The 19436-nt window shown below is 60.8% G+C and carries 11 protein-coding genes and 1 tRNA gene; 5 read left to right on the top strand and 7 right to left on the bottom strand.

The features are described from left to right. Positions 1 to 8 precede the first annotated feature (8 nt). Together Mal15_RS07700 and Mal15_RS07695 are read right to left on the bottom strand one after the other, a co-directional pair. The gene (locus tag Mal15_RS07700; protein WP_167546672.1) at positions 9 to 1520 is read right to left on the bottom strand and encodes a hypothetical protein; all 1512 of its coding nucleotides are present in this window, start codon (positions 1518 to 1520) and stop codon (positions 9 to 11) included. Between the two features lie 2 nt (positions 1521 to 1522). Beyond that, the gene (locus Mal15_RS07695; RefSeq protein ID WP_147867222.1) at positions 1523 to 1945 is read right to left on the bottom strand and encodes a sensor histidine kinase; all 423 of its coding nucleotides are present in this window, start codon (positions 1943 to 1945) and stop codon (positions 1523 to 1525) included. A 449-nt stretch (positions 1946 to 2394) separates the two neighbouring features. Between Mal15_RS07695 and Mal15_RS07690 the strand changes: the two genes are divergently transcribed. After that, positions 2395 to 3921, top strand: coding sequence for a PDZ domain-containing protein (locus tag Mal15_RS07690; protein ID WP_147867221.1), 1527 nt, complete (start codon positions 2395 to 2397; stop codon positions 3919 to 3921). 496 nt (positions 3922 to 4417) lie between these two features. Here the strand turns inward: Mal15_RS07690 and Mal15_RS07685 are convergent, their stop codons facing one another. Then, positions 4418 to 4702 carry a hypothetical protein gene (locus Mal15_RS07685; RefSeq protein WP_147867220.1) on the bottom strand — a complete coding sequence of 95 codons (285 nt, stop codon included), beginning with the start codon at positions 4700 to 4702 and terminating at the stop codon, positions 4418 to 4420. A 338-nt stretch (positions 4703 to 5040) separates the two neighbouring features. On the opposite strand from Mal15_RS07685, the gene Mal15_RS07680 reads away from it, so the two are divergent. Next, complete coding sequence (locus tag Mal15_RS07680; protein ID WP_147867219.1) at positions 5041 to 5421, top strand: carbon storage regulator; 381 nt, start codon at positions 5041 to 5043, stop codon at positions 5419 to 5421. A 112-nt stretch (positions 5422 to 5533) separates the two neighbouring features. On the opposite strand, the gene Mal15_RS07675 is transcribed toward Mal15_RS07680, so the two are convergent. Beyond that, positions 5534 to 7465 (bottom strand): esterase/lipase family protein, encoded by a 1932-nt coding sequence (locus Mal15_RS07675; protein ID WP_233903529.1) that lies wholly within the window; start codon positions 7463 to 7465, stop codon positions 5534 to 5536. Between the two features lie 443 nt (positions 7466 to 7908). Between Mal15_RS07675 and Mal15_RS07670 the strand changes: the two genes are divergently transcribed. After that, positions 7909 to 7993: transfer RNA gene (locus Mal15_RS07670), tRNA-Leu, on the top strand. Positions 7994 to 8403: 410 nt separating this feature from the next. Next, on the top strand, positions 8404 to 10476 hold the full coding sequence (locus Mal15_RS07665; protein ID WP_147867217.1) for a S9 family peptidase: 2073 nt from the start codon (positions 8404 to 8406) through the stop codon (positions 10474 to 10476). 519 nt (positions 10477 to 10995) lie between these two features. Here the strand turns inward: Mal15_RS07665 and Mal15_RS07660 are convergent. From Mal15_RS07660 to Mal15_RS07650, 3 genes are all read right to left on the bottom strand, one after another. Continuing rightward, positions 10996 to 14013, bottom strand: coding sequence for a tetratricopeptide repeat protein (locus tag Mal15_RS07660; RefSeq protein WP_167546671.1), 3018 nt, complete (start codon positions 14011 to 14013; stop codon positions 10996 to 10998). An 893-nt stretch (positions 14014 to 14906) separates the two neighbouring features. Next, complete coding sequence (locus Mal15_RS07655; RefSeq protein WP_167546670.1) at positions 14907 to 16166, bottom strand: DUF1559 domain-containing protein; 1260 nt, start codon at positions 16164 to 16166, stop codon at positions 14907 to 14909. A 701-nt stretch (positions 16167 to 16867) separates the two neighbouring features. Next, positions 16868 to 17059, bottom strand: a complete 192-nt coding sequence (locus Mal15_RS07650; protein ID WP_147867215.1) for a hypothetical protein — start codon at positions 17057 to 17059, stop codon at positions 16868 to 16870. A gap of 731 nt (positions 17060 to 17790) precedes the next feature. Here Mal15_RS07650 and Mal15_RS07645 point away from each other — a divergent pair. Further along, on the top strand, positions 17791 to 19284 hold the full coding sequence (locus Mal15_RS07645) for an aldehyde dehydrogenase family protein (protein WP_147867214.1): 1494 nt from the start codon (positions 17791 to 17793) through the stop codon (positions 19282 to 19284). The last annotated feature ends 152 nt before the right edge of the window (positions 19285 to 19436 follow it).

The following is a 19436-nucleotide window of genomic DNA, read 5'->3' as shown; positions in this document are numbered from 1 at the left end:
ATCGGGTGTTAAGCGGCATCGGCGATCCAGCTGTGGACGATTTGTGCGGCCAGCTCCGGATTCGACTCGACCAGTTCGGTCAAATCATCTCGCAAACTGGTCTCGTCGGCAGTCGTCTCCGTCGCTGCGGGGCGATCGGACGACCGAGTCGTTTTCCCGGCCGTGCCGCGGTCCATGGTCCCGCGGGCGGCTGCCTCCCGCACGGCGTCCTGCGCCATCGGGGAATGTCTCAATCGCATCCGTAGCGTGGCGATACCGAATCCGATCGCCACCAGCAACAGCGTTCCCAACGCGATCGTCAGCACCGGGTTGGATCGCAATTGGCTGACGATGGCGGCCCAGCGTCCGATCGGGCGGGCCGGTGAAGTGTAGACGGGAGTTTGGTCCGCGTCGGGGAAACTCCAGACCTGGACCGCGTGTTCATCACCGGCGGTATCGCTTTCGACCAGCGGAATGATCGCGTCGCGAATGTTGTCCATCACCTTGGTGCGGACGGCGGCCAATTGCTCGTGCGTCGGTGCTTGGGCGAAATCCGACTCGGGATGCCGGGCGCGGTAATCGTTGACCCATTGGGCGTGGAATTGGCTTTCGGGAACACCGACCGAGACGCGCATTTGGAATTCGCCCTGGGGCCCACTCGTTTTGATCGACTTGGAAAGCGCGATGGGTTTCCCGGCACGCGGCGCGTCTTGATCGTCCGCATTGCCGGCACTGGACTCACGGTAGACCGATCGCGCGGCGATGTGCAGGCCGCGGTATCCGCCCAACAGTTCGGTCAGCCGCTGTTCGAGTTCATACTCGGATTGACGCTGCTGACGGGTCAGCGGGTCGTCCGATCCGTTGTACGTCTTGCGCGCCGAGGTGTCCGTGACGGTCACTTGGTCGGCATCCATCCCGGCGTAGGCTCCGCTGACCAGGTGTTGAATCATGCTGATCCGTCCGGGCGCGATCGGTTTGCCGTTTTTGGAAACCAGCAAGACACTGGCCGACTGGATCGTTCGCCCATCGAATCCCCCGGCGGACTGCTCGTCGTAATCGACGCTGGCCCAAACGATGTCGTCAAACGCGGCGATCTTCTTGCCCAGATCACGCGCCTTGGCGACTTGATGGCGGGTCCGCTTGGCCGCTTCGGATTCGAAGTAACCGCCCCCGTTGAGCGCCTCTTCGACACTGCTTTGCAATGCGTAGGGAAGCGCCGAGGCCTGCTCCAGGGCCGCCAAGTATTCGTGCCGTTTCTCGCGCGGAATCAGAATCTGTCCGTTTTCGGGCCGCCAACCGCTCAACCCAGCCTTGCTGAACGCCAATTCGACTTGACCGAGTTCCCAATCATGCAGCGACTGCCCGCCAAACAGCGGTTCCATCGTCGGTGTCGAACCGCGCGGAGAGATGTAGACGATCCCACCCAAGATCAACAGACCGGCGATCGCACACGCGACCGCCCGCGACAACGCCGATGCGCCCGAGAGAGGCGGTACGGTGTCCAGGTGAGATTTGAATCGTTCGGTCCGCTGACGCAACACGCTTACGCTGCCAATCGACTACGAGATGCTTGCGAGGGGAACAGAATGGTGACCGCCACGCCGCCCTGAGGGCAGTTTTGCCACTGCAACTCCGCATTGATCGCCGCGGCCGCGATCGGCAGGTGGCGCTCGCGCCGGGTCGCATCGGTCCCGCTGTCGGCGATCTCTAATTCCAACCCGGCAGCGGTCTGGCAGGCCGTGATCATCAAATCGCCGCCGTCGGGCATCGCCTCCAACGCCTGCTTGCTCAGTGCGGTGATCAGATCTGCGGTCCGCTGGTGGTCGCAAGGGACCGGGATCTCCAGCTCGATGTCCAATTCCAGACACACCGGCGCCTGGTGTTGAATCAATAACGGTGCGGTCACAGTTTCGACAAGCACCAACAGGTTCCTGCACTGCTCCGGTTCCATCCAGCCTTTGGCCATCGTGGCCTCCGCATTAATCGAATGTTCAAATTGCTTGTACGCCCCGCGACTTGCGACACGCCCCGGCCAAACCCGGCAAAAGCACACACGGTAAAACCGTGAAAAATCGCCGGAATGACTCAAGTCGTCAGCCGCGTGAGACGGGCATAGCCTTTTTCCGGGTGGCGATGCAAGGCGGATTAGGCGCACAGGTGGTAACTTGCCGCGACACGAAGGGGGACGCCGCCCCTCTGACGCCTCGATTTTTTGCGATTGAAGCGTATGATTGACGCCTCGAGTCCTTGGTTGCCGGCCTGCGATTTTCCCGTCGCGGAACTCGCCAAGAGTTTCGCACCGGCGCGGCGACGCCGCTTCGGGGGGCCGAACGCCTTGGCGGCTTCCGCTACACCCCGCCGTTACGTTGCCACACTTTCGCTCTCCGTCTTTGCCCTAACCCAAACTGACATCACATGCGTTCACTGCATCTACCGCTCTCGATCACCGTGCTGGTCGCGTCGGCTACATTTTTCGCCGGCGATGCCAGCGGGCAAGGTTTGCTGCAACGGTTGCGCAGCCGGATCGCACCGCTGGTGCAAAACCAGCTGGAACAACGTGACGACGAAGCGAGCGACAACGAACTGCCCGCCCGCCCACTGCCGGCCCGCCCCTTGGCTCGTGGTGCGGCCAGGCGAGACGCCGCGGCACAAGATTCGGCGGACAGAAACGCCCCGGCTAACAACGCGACAGACTCCACGGGCCCGACGGCCCGCTACCGCTCGCTGGCGCGTCCGGCCGTCGGCGGGGTCAGCCGAATTCCATCCATCGCTCCCCCGAACCCTGGCCCAAACACTCCGAACACCGCCCCGACTCCGGCGATCGGCCCCGGCGGCGTGCGTCAGGCGGGGGCGGACGCGTTACCCGAGCCGGAGGCCGCTCCGGCACTGCCCGGGCCTTCTGAGAGCTTTGGGAAATCCATTCTTTCCCCGCTGGATTTCGGCGACTCCATCGACCGACAACCGCCGTCACGCGTTGCCGCCGCCTCGATCGGCATCAAGGGCGTGTCCGCCAACCCGGGCTACCCGGCCGTTCAAATCACGGAATTCGCCAACCACGCCCGCGCCAACCACGAAGGGCTGCGTGTCGGCGACTTTATCTTTGCCATCGACGGTGTCCCCACGCCCAGCGTCGCCGCATTGGTCGGCGAAGTCGGCAAACATTCGCCCGGCGACAGCGTTCGACTGCGGATCGGACGCGGCGGCCAAGTCAGCGACTTGGACATCACCCTGGTCGCTCAACCCGGCAAGGGCGCGGCTGAACCCTCCGATCGCCCGGCTTACCCTCCCGTTGCGGCGACGGTGCGGCCGCAACCGCTTTCGCCCACCGAAACAGCCGGCGCGGCTCCTGCAACAAGCACCGGAACCGCACCCAAAATGGCGGCCGAGCCGAAGATCGGCGCGGAAGTTCGTGACGTTCGCGGCCGCCGCGGTGTCCACGTGACCCAAGTCCAGCCCGGGTCGCCGGCAGACGCGGCAGGCCTGAAAACGGAAGACCGGATTGTCGCGATCAACGGCAAGATGGTTTCCGACACCGCCGGATTGTACGCGTTGCTAGCGACCGTGCCTGCCGATTCCCCGGCCGAACTCCAACTGATCCGTGACAATCGACTCGCCACGGCCACGCTTTCACTTCAAAGCGACGACAGTCCAGAAACTGCGACACCCGCAAATGGCAACGCCGGCGGTTCGCTGGTCGGCGGCCTCGGCTCGGTCCTCGGCGGCATGTTCGGCCAATCGAATGCGTCATCACCAACGCCTGCGGAGTCGAAAGCCGCAACGGCTGACAATCCGCAAGCGGAACCGGCCGCCGAAGCCGTCTTGCCGCCGCCGTCGGCACCATCGCCCCCACCAACTGTCGCGGACGATTCGGACGATGTGAAAGCTGAGATCCAACGGCTGCGCGACCAGCTGAAGAAACTCGAATCCAAACTCGACGACTGATCGTTTTGAGCCCACGCCGTCGACATGGCGCGTCGACAGGCGTTTCACACCAACGATAGGGGCATCACTTTAGCGACCGTCCAGCTTAGGGCGATGCTTTTCTTGGGGTACGATGGCCCTTCCGGGCCGTCGCGCGCGGGGCTCAGTGCGACGCCCTAGAAAGGACGTCGTACACCCATCCACCGACCACGTCTTACCCAATCGGCCAGATCATTTGGATTCGTCGCGTTTCGCCTCTGCCCTAAGCTGGACGGTCCCTCTCATCGAGTCCCAACCTGTCACAACAAAGGAACCCACGGATGGCAGCGCGTCCCCACGGATTACAGGCTGGTTGACATCCGTGGGGACGCCCTGCCATCCGTGGGGTAATCTTCGATACGGCTCTCGAACCTCCCAAACAAACCGGCCGCTACGTGACCAACTCCGCCGGCCCAACTCGATTGGTAGCAGATCGCGGCCGTGACACGGCCGGGGCGCGAAGCGAATCCCAGGGCAGCTAGCCGGCCATCGCGGTGCGGAAACTGATCACCGCGGGAGCATCCTCCGGCGACGTCGTTTCTTTCACCTCTTTCACCAAATTGCTCGTCAGCGTCATCTTCAACGCCGCGACCTGATTCGGTTCGATCGCGATTCGACTCTGCACGAACCAGCCGACGTGGGGCGAGCGGCTCTCCTGGCGGAGCACCAGGGTGATCGTGCCGGCCGCATCGGTTTCTTGTGCCAGCACAAGTCGCTGGTCGCCGGAGTCGCTGGGAAAGACATTCAGAATCGTCGAATTCATCAGAATCCAGAAAGCTTGACGCGGAGGGGGGCGGTGGGACGTCAGAAGTGCGTGATGTTGAAACTGATTCTCAACAACAGAGGAGTTTAACGCACCTGCGCTGGGCGTCAATCTTTCAAATCGGTGTAAAGTCTTCCATTTCTGTGACCGGGGTACGCAGGCCCGGATCCGCCCCTGGCGCCGTAAGTGATTTTCAAAAAACAACTTACGATCAATCCGCGGATTTCCATGCGTTGATTGGCACGGTTGCTGCATTGCTACACTTTCGCGGACAAGGATGTGACAGCCTTGGACGAGTTTTCTACCCTCTCTCGCCGAAACCGGCAAAGGAACCTGCCATGTTAGTTCTCTCTCGTAAAGCTGATCAACAGATCAAAATTGGCGACGACATCACTCTGACGATCGTTCGCGTGGAAGGAAATCGAGTTCGAATCGGTGTGAGTGCTCCTCGTGACGTCCGCATTCTCCGCGGCGAATTGACGGCCGAGCCAGCGGATCAGGAAGTCGAGTACGAATTGTCCGAGCGCGAATTCGCCTTTGCCCACCAAAACGCATCGGACCGGATCCAGTCGAAGCGGGCGCAGTCACGTCCGTCGTCGGAACCCCAGGTCTTCAGCGGCTCGGTCGCCGCCGACGGCAGCAAGGTTGAACTGGTCGCCCAGCGATCCAAGAAAAAGCCCAGCCGAGCTCCCCTGTCCAGCTTTGTCTCGGCCTCCTAATGGCTGCGGCAGCGCCGCGACATACTCAAAAGATCCCTCGCGTTGCAGCGTGAGGCTGCATTCCCCCTCCCCACTTCCGCGAATGGATTCGCGGCAAGCTTCTGGCTGCCCCCTATTCCTCGAACCCTACCTTCCGGACCACTTGTTTTTCGGGCACCACTTCGGGCACCAAGGCAACACGGTCGGCCGAATCGACGTCGCGAAGGTGCTCCAGCAGGATGCGGCGGACTTCGAAAATCGCCTGCCCGGTCATGTGAATTTTGGTGTGTTCGGCATCGACGATCAGTTCGCTTTCAGTGTCTTCCATCGTGGCACTGTCGTAGGCCACGATTCCATCGCCACGTCCCGCTTTCTTTTGCAACAACGTCGGGTCTTGCAGAACGCCGATGATGTTGTGGTACTTCACCTGGGGTGAGTACTTGGCCTCCAGCATGACCGGAAAGATCGGTGACTCCGGAGCCAGCGAATCGATGGCGTTGGCCATGGTCAGCAGATCGGTGTCGCGGAACAGATCGGGATTGTTCTTCACCAGATGTTCTCCGGTGGTCACGTTCATGGTTGGCAGCTTAATAAATTTGCGTGCCAACCAGCGCGTCAGCTCGTTGGCGAACTTGCTGCCGCGGTGCGGAGTCCCGATCGTGATCACACGGCTAACGGAATGATTCGGTTTGAAGAACAGTGTGCTGACAAGTTTATTCCGTTGCTCGGCATCACCTCTCAATTTTTCCGTCGGTTGGTCGCTGACGATCCGCCAGAAATCGTCACCGCTATCGATCGTCTGCATGCGGCTGATCAATCCGCCCATGCTGTGTCCGACCAACACCATTTGGTCCATCGGCACGTCTCGGTGGGCGGGATCAAACGTTTGACGCAGCTGGTGCAAGTCGGACCGTAGTTGCGTTGCACTCAACCAAAACGGTTGGCCGGACGGGTACAGGTAAAACCAGAACTGGTAGCGTTCTCGAATCTCAGGAAAACTTCGCAGGTCATTGAACATGTCCATCCATGTTCGTGGACTGGACCACAGGCCGTGTACCATCAGCACGGGAATCCGGTCGGGGTCGTAGGGCTCCAGCATGTACAACCCACGGTTTTTTGCGGCACCGGCGGGATTGAGCAGTCCTTCGGTCTCGTGATTACGTTCGCGAAACCGTGGCGTATCGAGAAAGAACGCCAGGGGTGTGGTCAGGTCGGTTTCCAACGGCACCCAGTGATTGGCCAGTTTGACTTGGTTGGCCGAAAGCGGGTCGAAGAACTCCAACACACAGGTGTTGGAGTCGCCGTATCCGCCGTGCGCGGGTTTGGCACAACGCATCATCGCGGTGACGCTGTAGCTGAGTCCTTCGGGGTAGTATTTTTCTCGCGGGTCGTCGTTCTCGTTACTCTTGCGGACAGCGATCATCGGCACGCCCAAACCGAACGTCGTGTGTTTGCTTCGCAGTGTCGCGATCTCGTAATCGCTGACGAACTCATAGTGATCGAATTCGTCAGCATTCCAGTTGCCGCGCAATTGGGTTTGGATCACGAATTCGCGATCGGGAGTTTTGACGCGGTAGGTTTGTCCCGGCTTGATATGGTGTTCTTCGCACAGCAGCCGCAGCGTGTCTTCCAGCGATTCGTTGTACAGGTCACAGGTCGCGCGGAATTGCGGATCGTATTGGTTGCGGGTTTCCGACAGATTTTCGTCAAACAGATAGTCGTAACTATTGGTCAGAGCGACGCCGAAGTAGCCCAACGCGTCACTTTGGTCGCCCTTGGATTCCGCTTTTTTGCCTTCGACATAAGACAACTCCGCGAGCGCATGAATCAGCTCCGGGTCACGATTGTCTCGCAGCGTGGTTTGGATTTTTCGCAAACACACGTGGGCATCTTGGTCATATCCGTCGCGCAGCCCATAGCGTCTGAGCGTGTTCCAGGTCCGCTCGCTGATTTGCGGCCCTTTGCGATTCATCAACCGCAGCTGGGCAGCCAACGGGTTATCGCGCACCGACCGAGCCGTCAGGTAGCGGGCCGTCGAGCAGCCGGTGGAAAGGCAAACCAGCAGGACGGGTAACAGCAGTTGCCCGTACCAAATCGCTTTACGGCGAATAGATTTACTCCGATCACACGCGGGTACGCCCGATGCCTCCGGTAACACGTTCCCGACCGCAGATTCCGCTTCGGCCGTTGACGACGCAGCACCGCGGGGCGCAGCGTGGTGCCTGATCGCATCCGAATCGGATGCCGATCCAAGCCGGCTAGACGGAGCGGTAGGGGACTCGAGCAACATCCTGTCAATCGAAGTGGGGGGCAACACGGGCACAGAGCATTCGCACCGCTGGTGCGGACACTAGAAAGCCGACGGGTTCCGTGTCAACGCAAGACGAAAAACCGGCCGGTTTCACGGCCGAGCGTTTCACGCCGGCAAGCCGGGGGGCGACGAAAAACCTTCCCACCACAGCTTGACTCCGACCGCTGATTCTCGGAAACTGCCGCTCCCAGTTTGACGCGGCCGTGGCGGAACTGGCAGACGCGCTAGGTTGAGGGCCTAGTGGGAGATAATCCCGTGGAGGTTCGAGTCCTCTCGGCCGCATTCGAAGAAGCCCGTGTTTCACGGGCTTTTTTCGTTTCTCCGCCGGCGGCTGTCGCAAGTTCGACGGCGATTCCGCATCGTCGCCCGATGCTCGCCATGGAGCGTCCCCCGTACGACGGCCCTTCTGGGCGGTCGCCCGATGCTCGCCATCGAGCACCCCCGTACGACGGCCCTTCCGGGCGGTCGTCCGTGGGACTTCGCGCGACGACCTAGAAGGCATGTCGGACAACCGATCCGCGAAGCGTCTCGCCGCCCGTTGCGTCCGGAAGATGAAGCACGGTCTCTCCCGGCGCCCGACTTGTGCGCAACTCACCTGCAATCACGTGCACAGGGACAAGATCGCGTCTCGCATCCCGCCTAAGATAGCTTGCGTCACACCAACCATCGGGCCAACCCGCGAGCAACCTCAGATGCACCCCAGACATGGATTCCCGGTCGCGATTCTCTCACTGATGTCATTGACCGCGTTCACACTCGGTGAACTCGCCGCACATCCTCCCGGCGATTCGACCTGGGTCGCCGAAGCCGAACCTCGGTTGAGGGCGATCTACGAGGACAGGGAATTCCGGGCTGAGGAGTTCCAGGGCGAATGGCTGGATGACAGTTCGGGATACACAATTCGTCGTCAGGATTCCGATACGGGCCAAGAGAGTTTGGTGAAAGTTGACCTGATCAGCGGCCAGCAGACCGAGATTGAATCGCCGAAGACGAAATCGCGCCCTCGCCGCCGCATGGCGTCACCCGATGGCAGGCATCGGCTGGAAGTTCGCGATCAAAGTATTTTCGTGCACGATCAGGAAAGTGGTCAACACACCGCATTGGTTCACGTCTCACCAGACCGAGACGTTTCGTTTCATGATGTTGGATGGAGCCCCAACGGGACGCGCGTTGTCTTCGTCGAATCGGACGCCACTGACGTCCCCACCCGTCCGATGCTCGTGCCCGACGATCCCTCCTATCCGTCCGTCACGAATCGGCGGTTCGCGCGGGTCGGTGAAACGATCAATGCACTGCGTGTCGGTGTGGCCGCAGTCGACGGTGGCGAAACGAAGTGGCTTTCGATTGGGCCCAGCGGAGACGGCATCTATCTGGGACAGGTCGAGTGGGCCGGAAACTCTCACGAAGTGCTGGTCGAAAAACTGAGTCGTTTTCGCGACGAGCGTGTTTTCTTGCTCGCCGGCGTCGATGGCGAAGTGAAAGAGATCTTTCGCGAGACCGATTCGGCCTGGGCGGTCGGCAGCCAGGGCAAGAACTCCGGGCTGACTTGGGTACGCGACGGCCAATCGTTCATCGTGCTCAGCGAAAAAGACGGCTGGCGTCACGCATTCCTTTACTCGCGAAGCGGAAAGCCGCTGGCGCTGTTGACGCCGGGTGAGTACGACGTGATCGATCGGGCGATCGTCGATGAGCCGGGCGGCTGGTATTACTTTTATGCCGCGCCCGACGATGGGCCACGAAAATACTTGTATCGCGTTCCCCTGGATGGTTCAGGCACGCTCCAGCGAATCACTCCCACCGATCAACCCGGGACACACGACTACGACTTCTCCCCCGATGCCAAGTGGGCCTTTCACAGCTATTCGACGATCGACCAGCCGCCTGTGACGGACCTGGTCGAAATGAAGGGCCATCGCGTGGTCCGCGTACTGGAAGAAAACCGCCAGCTGCGCGGGCGAGCCAAGGCGATGATGGAGCGGCCGGCAGAATTCATCCAGCTGGACGTCGGCCAGAACGTCTCGATGGACGCCTGGATGATCAAACCCAAGGACTTTGACGCGTCCAAAAAGTATCCCGTTTTCGTTTACGTCTACGGAGAGCCCTACGCCCAAACGGTGCTCGACCAGTGGGGCGCCGCCCAGAATCACTTTCATCGGGTCATCGCCGACCTCGGATACCTTGTCGTTTCGATCGACAACCGTGGCACGCCGGCACCCAAGGGGGCCGCGTGGCGGCGATCCATCTTCGGCAGCCTGGGACCGCTTTCCACCGAAGACCAAGCGGTGGGGCTGAAGGAGTTGGCTCGCATGCGTGACTATGTCGATCTGTCGCGAGTGGGGATTTGGGGCTGGAGCGGCGGTGGGTCCAACACCTTGAACGCCATGTTCCGCAAACCCGACGACTACCACGTCGGAATCGCCGTGGTCCCCAAACCGCAGCCCCACTTGTACAACGCCTGGTTTCAGGAGATCTACATGCGAGACCGCCGGGTCAACCCGGACGGATACGAGCGGTCGGCCCCGATCAACTTTGCCGACGGTCTGAAGGGCGATTTGCTGATCGTCACGGGGTCGGGCGAAACCAACACACACATCCAGATCATCGAAGGCCTGGTGGACCGGCTGATCGAACTCGGCAAGCGATTTGATTACATGGTCTATCCCAACCGCGACCATGGACTGCGCGAAGGCAGGGGATCGGAGTTGCACGTCCGCATGCTGATCGCCCGCTACCTGGTCGATCACCTGCCACGCGGCCCGCGATAACCATAGTCGCCAAGTGAAGACGCGGACCACCAAACGATTGAAGTCCTTCCCCCCGGATGGCCCATCGCTTGAGGTGATGCGTTCAAGGTCAACGTCTGGCGCGGAATCGAAAAAGCCCACGGATGGCTGCGCGAACCCACGGATCCCCGAGCGTATCGCATCCGTGGGTTCGCGCTGTCATCCGTGGGTATTGATCTGGTGGCGGTTCAGCGCGGCCGGCAAAGTAACGCTTCCCCCCTCGACGACAAACCTCCTGTGAAAAAACCAGCGGGGCGGGCGCCGCGATCCGGGCGGAGTCGTAGCGACGATGCTCCCGCCGCCGCTGGATGGTTCGACGCTTGCCGGCAAGGAGAGGTGATTCGAGACTTGCTGTTGTAACGGATCTGCCAAGCCGTGCAGATCGCAACAAAGGCGGATTCACGAGGTGATCATCGAACCTTCACGCAACCGGTCGCAGGGAACACGCTGCCCGCCGAAGGCGCCCCGAAAGAGCGTCTAAAGGCTGGACACCAACGGTGCTCAACGGCCTTTCGCCGTGCCGATTCGCGATGTCGGTTCGGCTTCGCCTTCGATCAACAGCAAACGTTGATCGACTGCAATCGGCTCGAACACTTGCCGCTTACCATTGGGCCAGGTGACAACGACGCGCACGTCGTCGGCCGATGCCCCCAGCCCGAACGACACGGTGGATTCGTTGTGGCACAGGTAGCCATCACCACCGACGATCCAATTGGTCCACACCCGCGGCCCCTGCCGGACTTCGACCTTGGCACCGATCGCATCACGCTCGGACTGCGTGCCCACAAGCTCGAGCGTCAAGAAGTGGTTGGGCGTTTCGGTGCGATTGACCATCAACGCCGTCGGTGCATTGATGTGAGAGATCACCATGTCCGGCCGACCATCGGCGTTGAAATCCAATCGGGCCATCCCGCGTCCGAGGTACTTTCCGTCCCAGTAGCCGGACGCATCGTCAACCGCGGTCAACTGGAACTGGCGGCCCAGATTGACAAAGAACTGCGGCGACTGCAGCAGCGGTTCGCCTGGCGCCTTTTCGATGTTTCCATTGGTGACGGCCAAATCAGGCCGCCCGTCCAGGTCGTAATCGAGTGCCTGGCACCCGAATCCCAGCACGTCGGAACTGTCGCGGTGCAACCGATACTGCACGCATCGATCCTCGAACACGCCACCTTGGTTCATGAACAAGCTGACCGGTTCCAAATAAAAGTTGGCGATATGAATGTCCTGCATTCCATTGCCATCGAAGTCGGCCACGGCGATTCCCATCGACGCCGTCTCCACGCCGCCGATCCCCAGCGCACAGCCGCGGACGGCGGCGACGTTGGTCCAACGATCGCCTTCCGCGGACCGCGTCCAAAGCTGATTGGCACGGATGTCGTTGCCGACGAAGACTTCGTTGCCGACCTGGCCGTCCCAATCGGCGATCACAACGCCCAATCCCGTGCTGGCGTCGCCTTGCGAGTCGCTGACCGGTTCGTGCCGCATGCCACCGCGGCCGTCGTTGACGGCGATGGAGTCGATGCCGGGTTGAAACGCCCCCGGTGAAATCGTCAGGATCTCGCCTTTTTCATTCATGTCTGGTCGATCCACCATCGTCGGGTCTTCGACGTAGTGCAGCGAGAACAGATCGGGAAGTGAATCGCCGGTGACGTCGCCAAACGCAATCGAACTGGTCAACACCTCGTGGTCCGGGTCCGGATCAAAGACGCGAGACTGGAAGGTGCCGTCGCCGTTGTTGATCAGCAACACCTTGTTGCCGATATTGGCGACGGCCAGGTCGGGCAGCCCGTCTTGGTTCCAATCGCCGCTGCCCAGTCCGATCGAGTAGCGTTTGTCGCTCGCGCCGGCGATCTCGGTATGATCGACAAGCCGGCCATCGACGTTGCGGACCAACTGATTCGACAGCTCTCCGACCAGGGCCGGCGTGTCCGCGCCTCCCTGGGCCAAGTGAAGATCGACGGCGCCGTCCAAGTCATAGTCGATCACGGCGATCCCGCCGCCGAGCGACTGATAAAGCGCAAATCGATAGGGCTGCTGCTCGCTGGCGACCAGGTAGGTGTGGTCCAGTCCAACCGCATCGGCGACGTCATCAAACTTCGGCGTGGGGAACTGGTCGATTGATGGAGTGATCGGCGGTGGCGAGTCGGCGATCGACGTCGGGATCTCCAGTTCCGGCAGCGGGTACTGCCCCAGGTCGATGCCGCAAACGGATTCCTGGGGGCTGGGAAACGCATCGTCGGAGCGGAACAGCGCGGCGCGACGCTGGTTCAGCGATTCGATTTCCTCGCGTGACGCCTTGCGATGAAACGCGCCAAAGATCCGCCACGTCGCTGCTTCCAACGGGCGGTGCAACTGGTCCAGACCGTCGGCGATGGTGGCGTAGGATTCGACACTGGTCGCATCGGAAGAGGGGGATTTTCCGATCGCGTTGCTGGCCGACACGACGTCTCGGATCGTGTCGTAGCGTTTCAGCCAACGGTCCGCTTGCTCGGTTTCGCCCAGTGCCGTTAACGCCTGGTTGATCCGTCGCATCGCGCCCACGTTGGTCGGGTCACGCACCAACGCTTCGCCGAGCGCTCGGACCGCTGCATCGAATTGTCGCTGCGAAACCAAGTGGGCGCCGATCGCCGCCCAGTATTCGGCGAACTCCTGAACCGACGGATCGAATTGCCCCAGCCACCATCCAAACCGTTCAGTGTCTTGCGCTTCGATCGCCAACAGCCCGTAGAACGCCATGATCGAAGGAACGACGTCACCGGCGCGAACCGATTCGTCGAGCGTTTCAAGTGCTTCAACGTTGCGGTTGGCGGTGAACAGCATCCGCGCCGTGGCGGCCGGCCCGATCGGATAATTGGGACGGGGACGCGGCGGGGGCTTGTTAGGATCGTCAAAAATCGCGTGCCCCAAAACCATCAACGCGTGCAGTTCGTCTTCTTGAATGTTGCCCAGCCGACACAACGCCCGCAAATGAACGGCTGCTTCATGCCGGCGGGCTTGGCGGTTGTACAGGTAAGCGAGTTGTCGGTGTGCGACGGGCACATCGCCGGCCAGCTCCAGCACCCGCCGGTATCGCGATTCGGCTTTGTCGTACTGCTGCAACTGCAGGTACCAATCGGCGGCCTGCCCCAGCGACGGCAGCCCGGCTTCGGGATGGTCCTCGGGGATCGCGTCCAGGAACTCGACCGCGTCACGCAGGTTACCGCCCTGGGCACTCAGATTCGCCAGCCGGAACAGAACTTCCGCGTCGTTCGGATCGGCCATCAAGACCTTGCGAAATTCGGCGGCCGCGGCATCTGGCTTGCCGGCCTGGACCAACGCCATCGCAGCATCGATGGTTTGGTCGCGGTCGTACGGCTTCGGCTTGGGGGACGGTTTGACTTCCGCGGGCGGCGGCGCGGTAGAAGTCGTTTGGGTTGAATCGCTCGGCTGTGGTTGGGGCGTTTCGACCGGCGAGCGGTCGCACCCGGCGAACAAACACACAAACGTGAGCAACAGGGCGGTGTGCCGAGGGTCAGTCACTGGCATCAAGACGGCGCGGGCGCAGGGGAGAAAGAAAACGAATCGCAGGATGAGATCTAGGTATTCTACCCCAGGTCAATATGCGGAAAGAGCCGTCGCGGAAATCGCCAAGACTTTCGCCGATTCGGCAGGCAACACAGCGATTGGCGGCTTGTTCATTGACCAAGCGCGAAGCGCAACGGGCTGTCGATTTAGTGAGCCGACGGCGCTAGCCGCGGGCCTAGCGGTGCCAGCATCGCCCTTCGAGGCCCGTGGCTAGCGCCATCGGCTCACTCTTGTTTCGGTTGCGATTAAATCGACAGCCCGGCAAGCGAGCGGATCTGCCCCGCCTCCTGCTCGCGAGGTCGTGCGGTTTTTAAGTGGTTAATCGTCGAGGGTTTTCGTCACTCTCTCTCTGGGAGAGTCGAGCGTCGCGAGGAGAGGGTTTTCTTTGCTGCTTGTTGATCACCGCAAAGCGGCGAAATTAGACCCGCGATTCGTCGTTCGACCTCCCCTCGCTGTGCTCGATCCCATACGCATCAAGTCAAGGCGAAACCCACTTTGGAAGCATTGATGTCAACACAACGTACAGTCCACACAACGTACAATGGCTCCCTTCTCCCCCGGCTTTGTGGGGGAGAAGGGAGCCATGCTCTAAATTGCGGACCGATTTCTGTCGACACCAACGCGCTGGAAGGGAAGGTGACGTCGCGTATTCGATAGTTCCCCGCCTTAACTTGGCGCCAATGCCCCTCGCTGCGCTCGCCCCTCCTGCCAGGAGGGTTTCTTCCAAAAACCGCACGAACTCTCGCGCCGCGGGCTAACACATCGATAAGTTCTCTCCACAAAAAAAGCGGGCGTGGTCGATTGACCACGCCCGCCACATTCGTTTTCACGCAGAAGCTGATAACCGCTTACTGGTTCAACTGCTCTTCGATCGTTTCGGCGCTGGCCTTGGTACCGAGAGCTCCCCACAGACCGTAGGGGCTTTCGCGTCCCGCACCACCATCGGCACCACGACCGTCGCCGTTGTCACGACCGATCGGCACGTGTCCTTGGTCACCCGATTCGATCGAATCGGTGATGAAGACCACCGCACCGTCAGCCATCAAGACGTGGGCACCACCTTGGTGGAAGCTGGAAGCACACATGACACCACCGCCACCGTGCCATCGCTGCAAGTTATAGCTGTTCGGCGGACTGATCGTCGTGAACACGCTAAACATCGGACGACCATCGGACCAGCGACGACCACGCTGGTGGTTGGCCGACTGATCGAAGCAGGGGTTCGGTCCCATGCCGCTACCGCAGCAACCGGTACAAGGCGGAAGACCACCGGTGGAGGTGTCGGTGTTGACGTACTGCGGACGCTCGGGATCCATGAACTGGAGGCCCTGGTTGGGCGGCAAGTCCCAAACATCGTTTTGACGAACGATCAACGTGCCCTTGGCCAAGTTGGTTCGGTCACCAACGACGTTCTCGCCACACATGATGGTGTTGGAAAGACCATCTTTGATGTCACGGAACTTGGTGAAGTGACGGGCGCGGAAGACACCGCGAGCCCAGCGTGATACCGCTTCATCACCCCAGGTTCCACTGGTACTGGGTTGACCATTGCTTTGCACACCACTGTGCTGCTGCTCGAAAATCGCGTCCCCGATACAGGCCGAGTAGTTGGTGAACGCGACGCGGTTGGAAACCGGTTGCGTCGGGTCACTCGGGCAACGATAGCTGGGAACCTGAGTCAGCCAGGGCTGATAGTTCTCGTTCCACGGCCGCGGCCCCATCGGTGCAAAGATCGGCGTGATCGGGTTGCCGGCGCGGTCCCGGTTGAAGGGATTGGAGATCTGTTGCCACAAGCCTTGCTGCTCGATAAAGGGCAACACCCCAACCATCCAACTCAACCAGTGGTCGTTGTGAAGGTTTCCGCTATTGGGAATACCCGTGTTGTACGTCCCACCGGCGTTCATCGGCAGGTTCTTGTACGTCGAGTGATAGTTGTGCAGTCCCAAGCCGATTTGCTTGAAGTTATTACTGCAACTCATCCGGCGAGCCGCCTCGCGAGCCGCCTGCACGGCCGGCAACAACAAGCCGACCAGGATTCCAATGATGGCGATCACCACCAAAAGTTCGACGAGCGTAAATCCAGCCCGCCGATCACGGCTTTTAATCATGAAAAACTCCAGAAAAATAGGAAAAGATCTGCGACATTGACCCGTCGCACCGGGCAGCGAACTGAGCCCACGTGGGCGCCCGAGCGGGCATAACCCCCATCGGACAACTTCGGATCGCAGCTTCGGAGTTTATGGCAGCTGAATCCCAGATTCAACCACATTCTCCCCCTTACGGTGAACTTTTAGGGGGGGATCCGCGACGATAGCCCGCCGCCAAGTCAGCCACGATCAACAAACGCCACGCGATAACGCGGCCCACCTGCCAACAAACCGCCGTCAAATTGAGGGGATTTTAGGGAATTTGAAGCACCGCAATCCCCCCATCCGTTGGATGGCTGAGCACGCGGCGCGAGCGGGCCCCGCGACGAATGGTCGCAGACTGACAGTGGAGAGACCGACTGACAGTGGAGACGCCATGCAGAGCCGATCGGCGATGTCGACCAGCCGTGGGCATCGAGGTCGAGCGGATCGACGACGCGCTGGGAGCCCGCACGAGGTAAGCGTGTGGGAGAAGCCGGCCGGCAGCCCGATGTGAGATCGCAGGCCGGAACCCCGTCCCGCAATGAGGGCCGGTGACGCGTGGAGCGTTTGACCCCCAAAATGAGATCAGGCTTCCACGCATGCGTGATCTGTCGTCCGATTGCCAGGGTCGTTGACCGGTGAAAAGATGACCCTGGCAAAGAGAATCTAGCTGTCTGGGCTTATCGCTGGGAAGCCGTTTCCTGTTCTGCTTCCATCATGGCCTTTTCATAGGCATCGGCCTCGGCCTCTTCCTCTGCGGTCGGGGCTTCGCTGGGGGTAAATTCTGCTTCACCACCACCACCACAGCCGGTGAACGAAATGGCGGAGGCGAACAACAGACCGAACAGAGTGAGAGAGAGTTTGCGTGTCATGATCAAATTGAAATGATTCGGCAACGGGAGTGAAAAACAACAAAGGGAGACGGCGACTGCCTACCTGGGGTAGCGCTGACGCCATCCTGAACACTTATGATCGTCGATCACCGACCCGGCATTGTCAAGCAGTTCACCCTTGCAGGGCGGCTGGCGACGACTTGAAAGCCGTTAACGACAGGCAGATTTTGCCGATGAGTCAAAAAACGTCACCGCCACGACGCCCGCCATCGCGTCAGAGTTCGCCAACTCGTTCCATGGCTCCGCCGGGGAACGCACTGCAACGGTGGCTCTCGCCACACGCGGCCGGTCAACCCGTGGTGCGGCCGGGGCGGCGCAAAATCGGGATTTTGCGGTGGTTCGCTATGCCAGTGAAATCATTCCGCGTCGGACGGTCGACTCACAGCAGCCATGGGGCGATGAAATACGGCTGACATCAGCCGAATCGCGCAAGCGTTCGGGCCCCAAACGTCGATGGGGCCCGTAGGCTGGCGCCAAACGGCTGATCCCAAGAGAGTAGCAGCGGAATCGAAAACGCCGAAATCGCAAGACACGCTGCGAAGAGGTCCTAGCGGTGATCCATGCGAACATTCCCCGCCGCACTGATCGACGTGTTAACATGCATGACTTGACGTTGATCTCCCGTTGCCAAGGCGGATGGATGCCGTCTCAAGAACCTCACGCTTTACCTACCTTCGTTTCGAAATCTTCCTGCCGGAAAGAGGCCCCCGATGAGCACTGTTGTGAAACCCTCGCTATTGCCCGAAGTCGATGCGTTTTTGCAGCGTGGCCGCTTGGCCAGTTTCGTCGGCGGCAAAACCATGGGCTCGGAGAATGACAGCAGCATCGCGACCACCGATCCCGGCAGCGGCGAAACGTTGGCCGAAGTCGTGGAGTTGACCGCCGATCAAGTGGACCAGGCCGTTGGCATCGCCGAAACCGCGTTCAAAAAAACCGCCTGGGCGACCATGCCGGTCAACGAGCGGGCTGCGCTGTTGCACCGGTTGGCCGATGCGGTCGAGAAACGGATTCCCATTATCGGCCAGATCGAAGCCATGGACGCGGGCAAGGTCCAATCACAGGCGCAAGGCGATGTGCGAAACTTCGTCGACACGATCCGCTACTTCGCCGACATGGCCCAGCACATCAACCACCGCACCACGCTGGCCGTCAAAGGCCACGAGGCCTGGACCGTGCGGCAACCCTGGGGTGCGTGCGCGTTTATCTTCCCTTGGAATTTCCCGTTCCTGTTGATCGGCTGGGGAATCGCTCCCGCATTGGCGGCCGGCAACACCGTGGTGATCAAACCGGCCGAAGACACTCCGCTGTCGGCGATCTATCTGGCCGAACTGGCGAAAGAAGTCGGCATCCCCGACGGCGTGATCAACGTGGTCACCGGCGGCGGAGCAACCGTCGGCGCGGCGCTCTCGGCCAACCCGCGGATCAAACGCATGTCGTTCACCGGTTCTCCCGAAGTCGGGCGGCTGGTCGGCGAAGCCTGTGGACGCAACCTGGTCCCGGTCAAATTGGAACTCGGTGGCAAGGGCGCCGCGGTGGTGTTTGACGACGTCGATGTGGCCCAGACCGCACAGAAGCTGGCCGGTGCGATTACGTTCCACACCGGACAGGTCTGCTGTGATGCGACGCGTTGGTTGGTCCATCAAGACATCTATGATGACTTTGTCAATCAATGCGTCGATCAGCTCTCCCAAGTCAAAATCGGTTACCAGCTCGATGGGCAAACCCAGATGGGACCGGTCGTCAACGCCAAGCAACGCGAGCGTGTGCTCGGCTACTTGGAAAAAGGGCAAGCCGAAGGCGCCCAGTGTTTGCTGGCCGGTGGTGCCGCCGAAGTCGAAGGATACAGCGGGCATTTCGTCAAACCGGCATTGCTGGCCGGATCGCTGGACAACACCGCGGCGCAAGAAGAGATCTTCGGACCGGTCGCGTATTTGGCACCGTTCAAAACCGAAAGCGAAGCCATCGAGATGGCCAACCATACCAATTACGGGCTCGCCAACAGCGTGTGGACGACGGACCTGACTCGCGCGGCGCGTGTCGCCGAATCGATGATCGCCGGCAACAGTTGGATCAACGCCCACAACGTGTTCGCCCACGGTGTCCCCTACGGCGGTGTGAACCTGAGCGGCATGGGCGGCGGCGTGCTGTCGGTCGAAACGCTGATGGATTACTACCGCAGCACCTCGGTCGTCCGGCCGCTGTGAGCCGACGGAGCGTCGAGCGGTGGGGGTAGGAAAATTTTGGAGGTAAGAAAATTGCGCTGCTGAGTGGGAGTCCCCTGAGTGGGAGTCCCCTGAGTGGGAGTCCCCATCATCATCCTGCCCCAGAATCTTTTTCCCCCAATGCACGCACGCCC

This window comes from Stieleria maiorica (assembly GCF_008035925.1).
Lineage (GTDB): Bacteria > Planctomycetota > Planctomycetia > Pirellulales > Pirellulaceae > Stieleria > Stieleria maiorica.
The sequence above is the reverse complement of the archived record's forward strand: the minus strand, read 5'-3'. Positions and strand labels throughout refer to the sequence as shown.

Coding starts and splice junctions, on each gene's coding strand:
- Mal15_RS07690 (WP_147867221.1), top strand. CDS start 2,395: ATGCGTTCACTGCATCTACCGCTCTCGATCACCGTGCTGGTCGCGTCG.
- Mal15_RS07665 (WP_147867217.1), top strand. CDS start 8,404: ATGCACCCCAGACATGGATTCCCGGTCGCGATTCTCTCACTGATGTCA.
- Mal15_RS07650 (WP_147867215.1), bottom strand. CDS start 17,059: ATGACACGCAAACTCTCTCTCACTCTGTTCGGTCTGTTGTTCGCCTCC.
- Mal15_RS07680 (WP_147867219.1), top strand. CDS start 5,041: ATGTTAGTTCTCTCTCGTAAAGCTGATCAACAGATCAAAATTGGCGAC.
- Mal15_RS07655 (WP_167546670.1), bottom strand. CDS start 16,166: ATGATTAAAAGCCGTGATCGGCGGGCTGGATTTACGCTCGTCGAACTT.
- Mal15_RS07645 (WP_147867214.1), top strand. CDS start 17,791: ATGAGCACTGTTGTGAAACCCTCGCTATTGCCCGAAGTCGATGCGTTT.
- Mal15_RS07695 (WP_147867222.1), bottom strand. CDS start 1,945: ATGGCCAAAGGCTGGATGGAACCGGAGCAGTGCAGGAACCTGTTGGTG.
- Mal15_RS07685 (WP_147867220.1), bottom strand. CDS start 4,702: ATGAATTCGACGATTCTGAATGTCTTTCCCAGCGACTCCGGCGACCAG.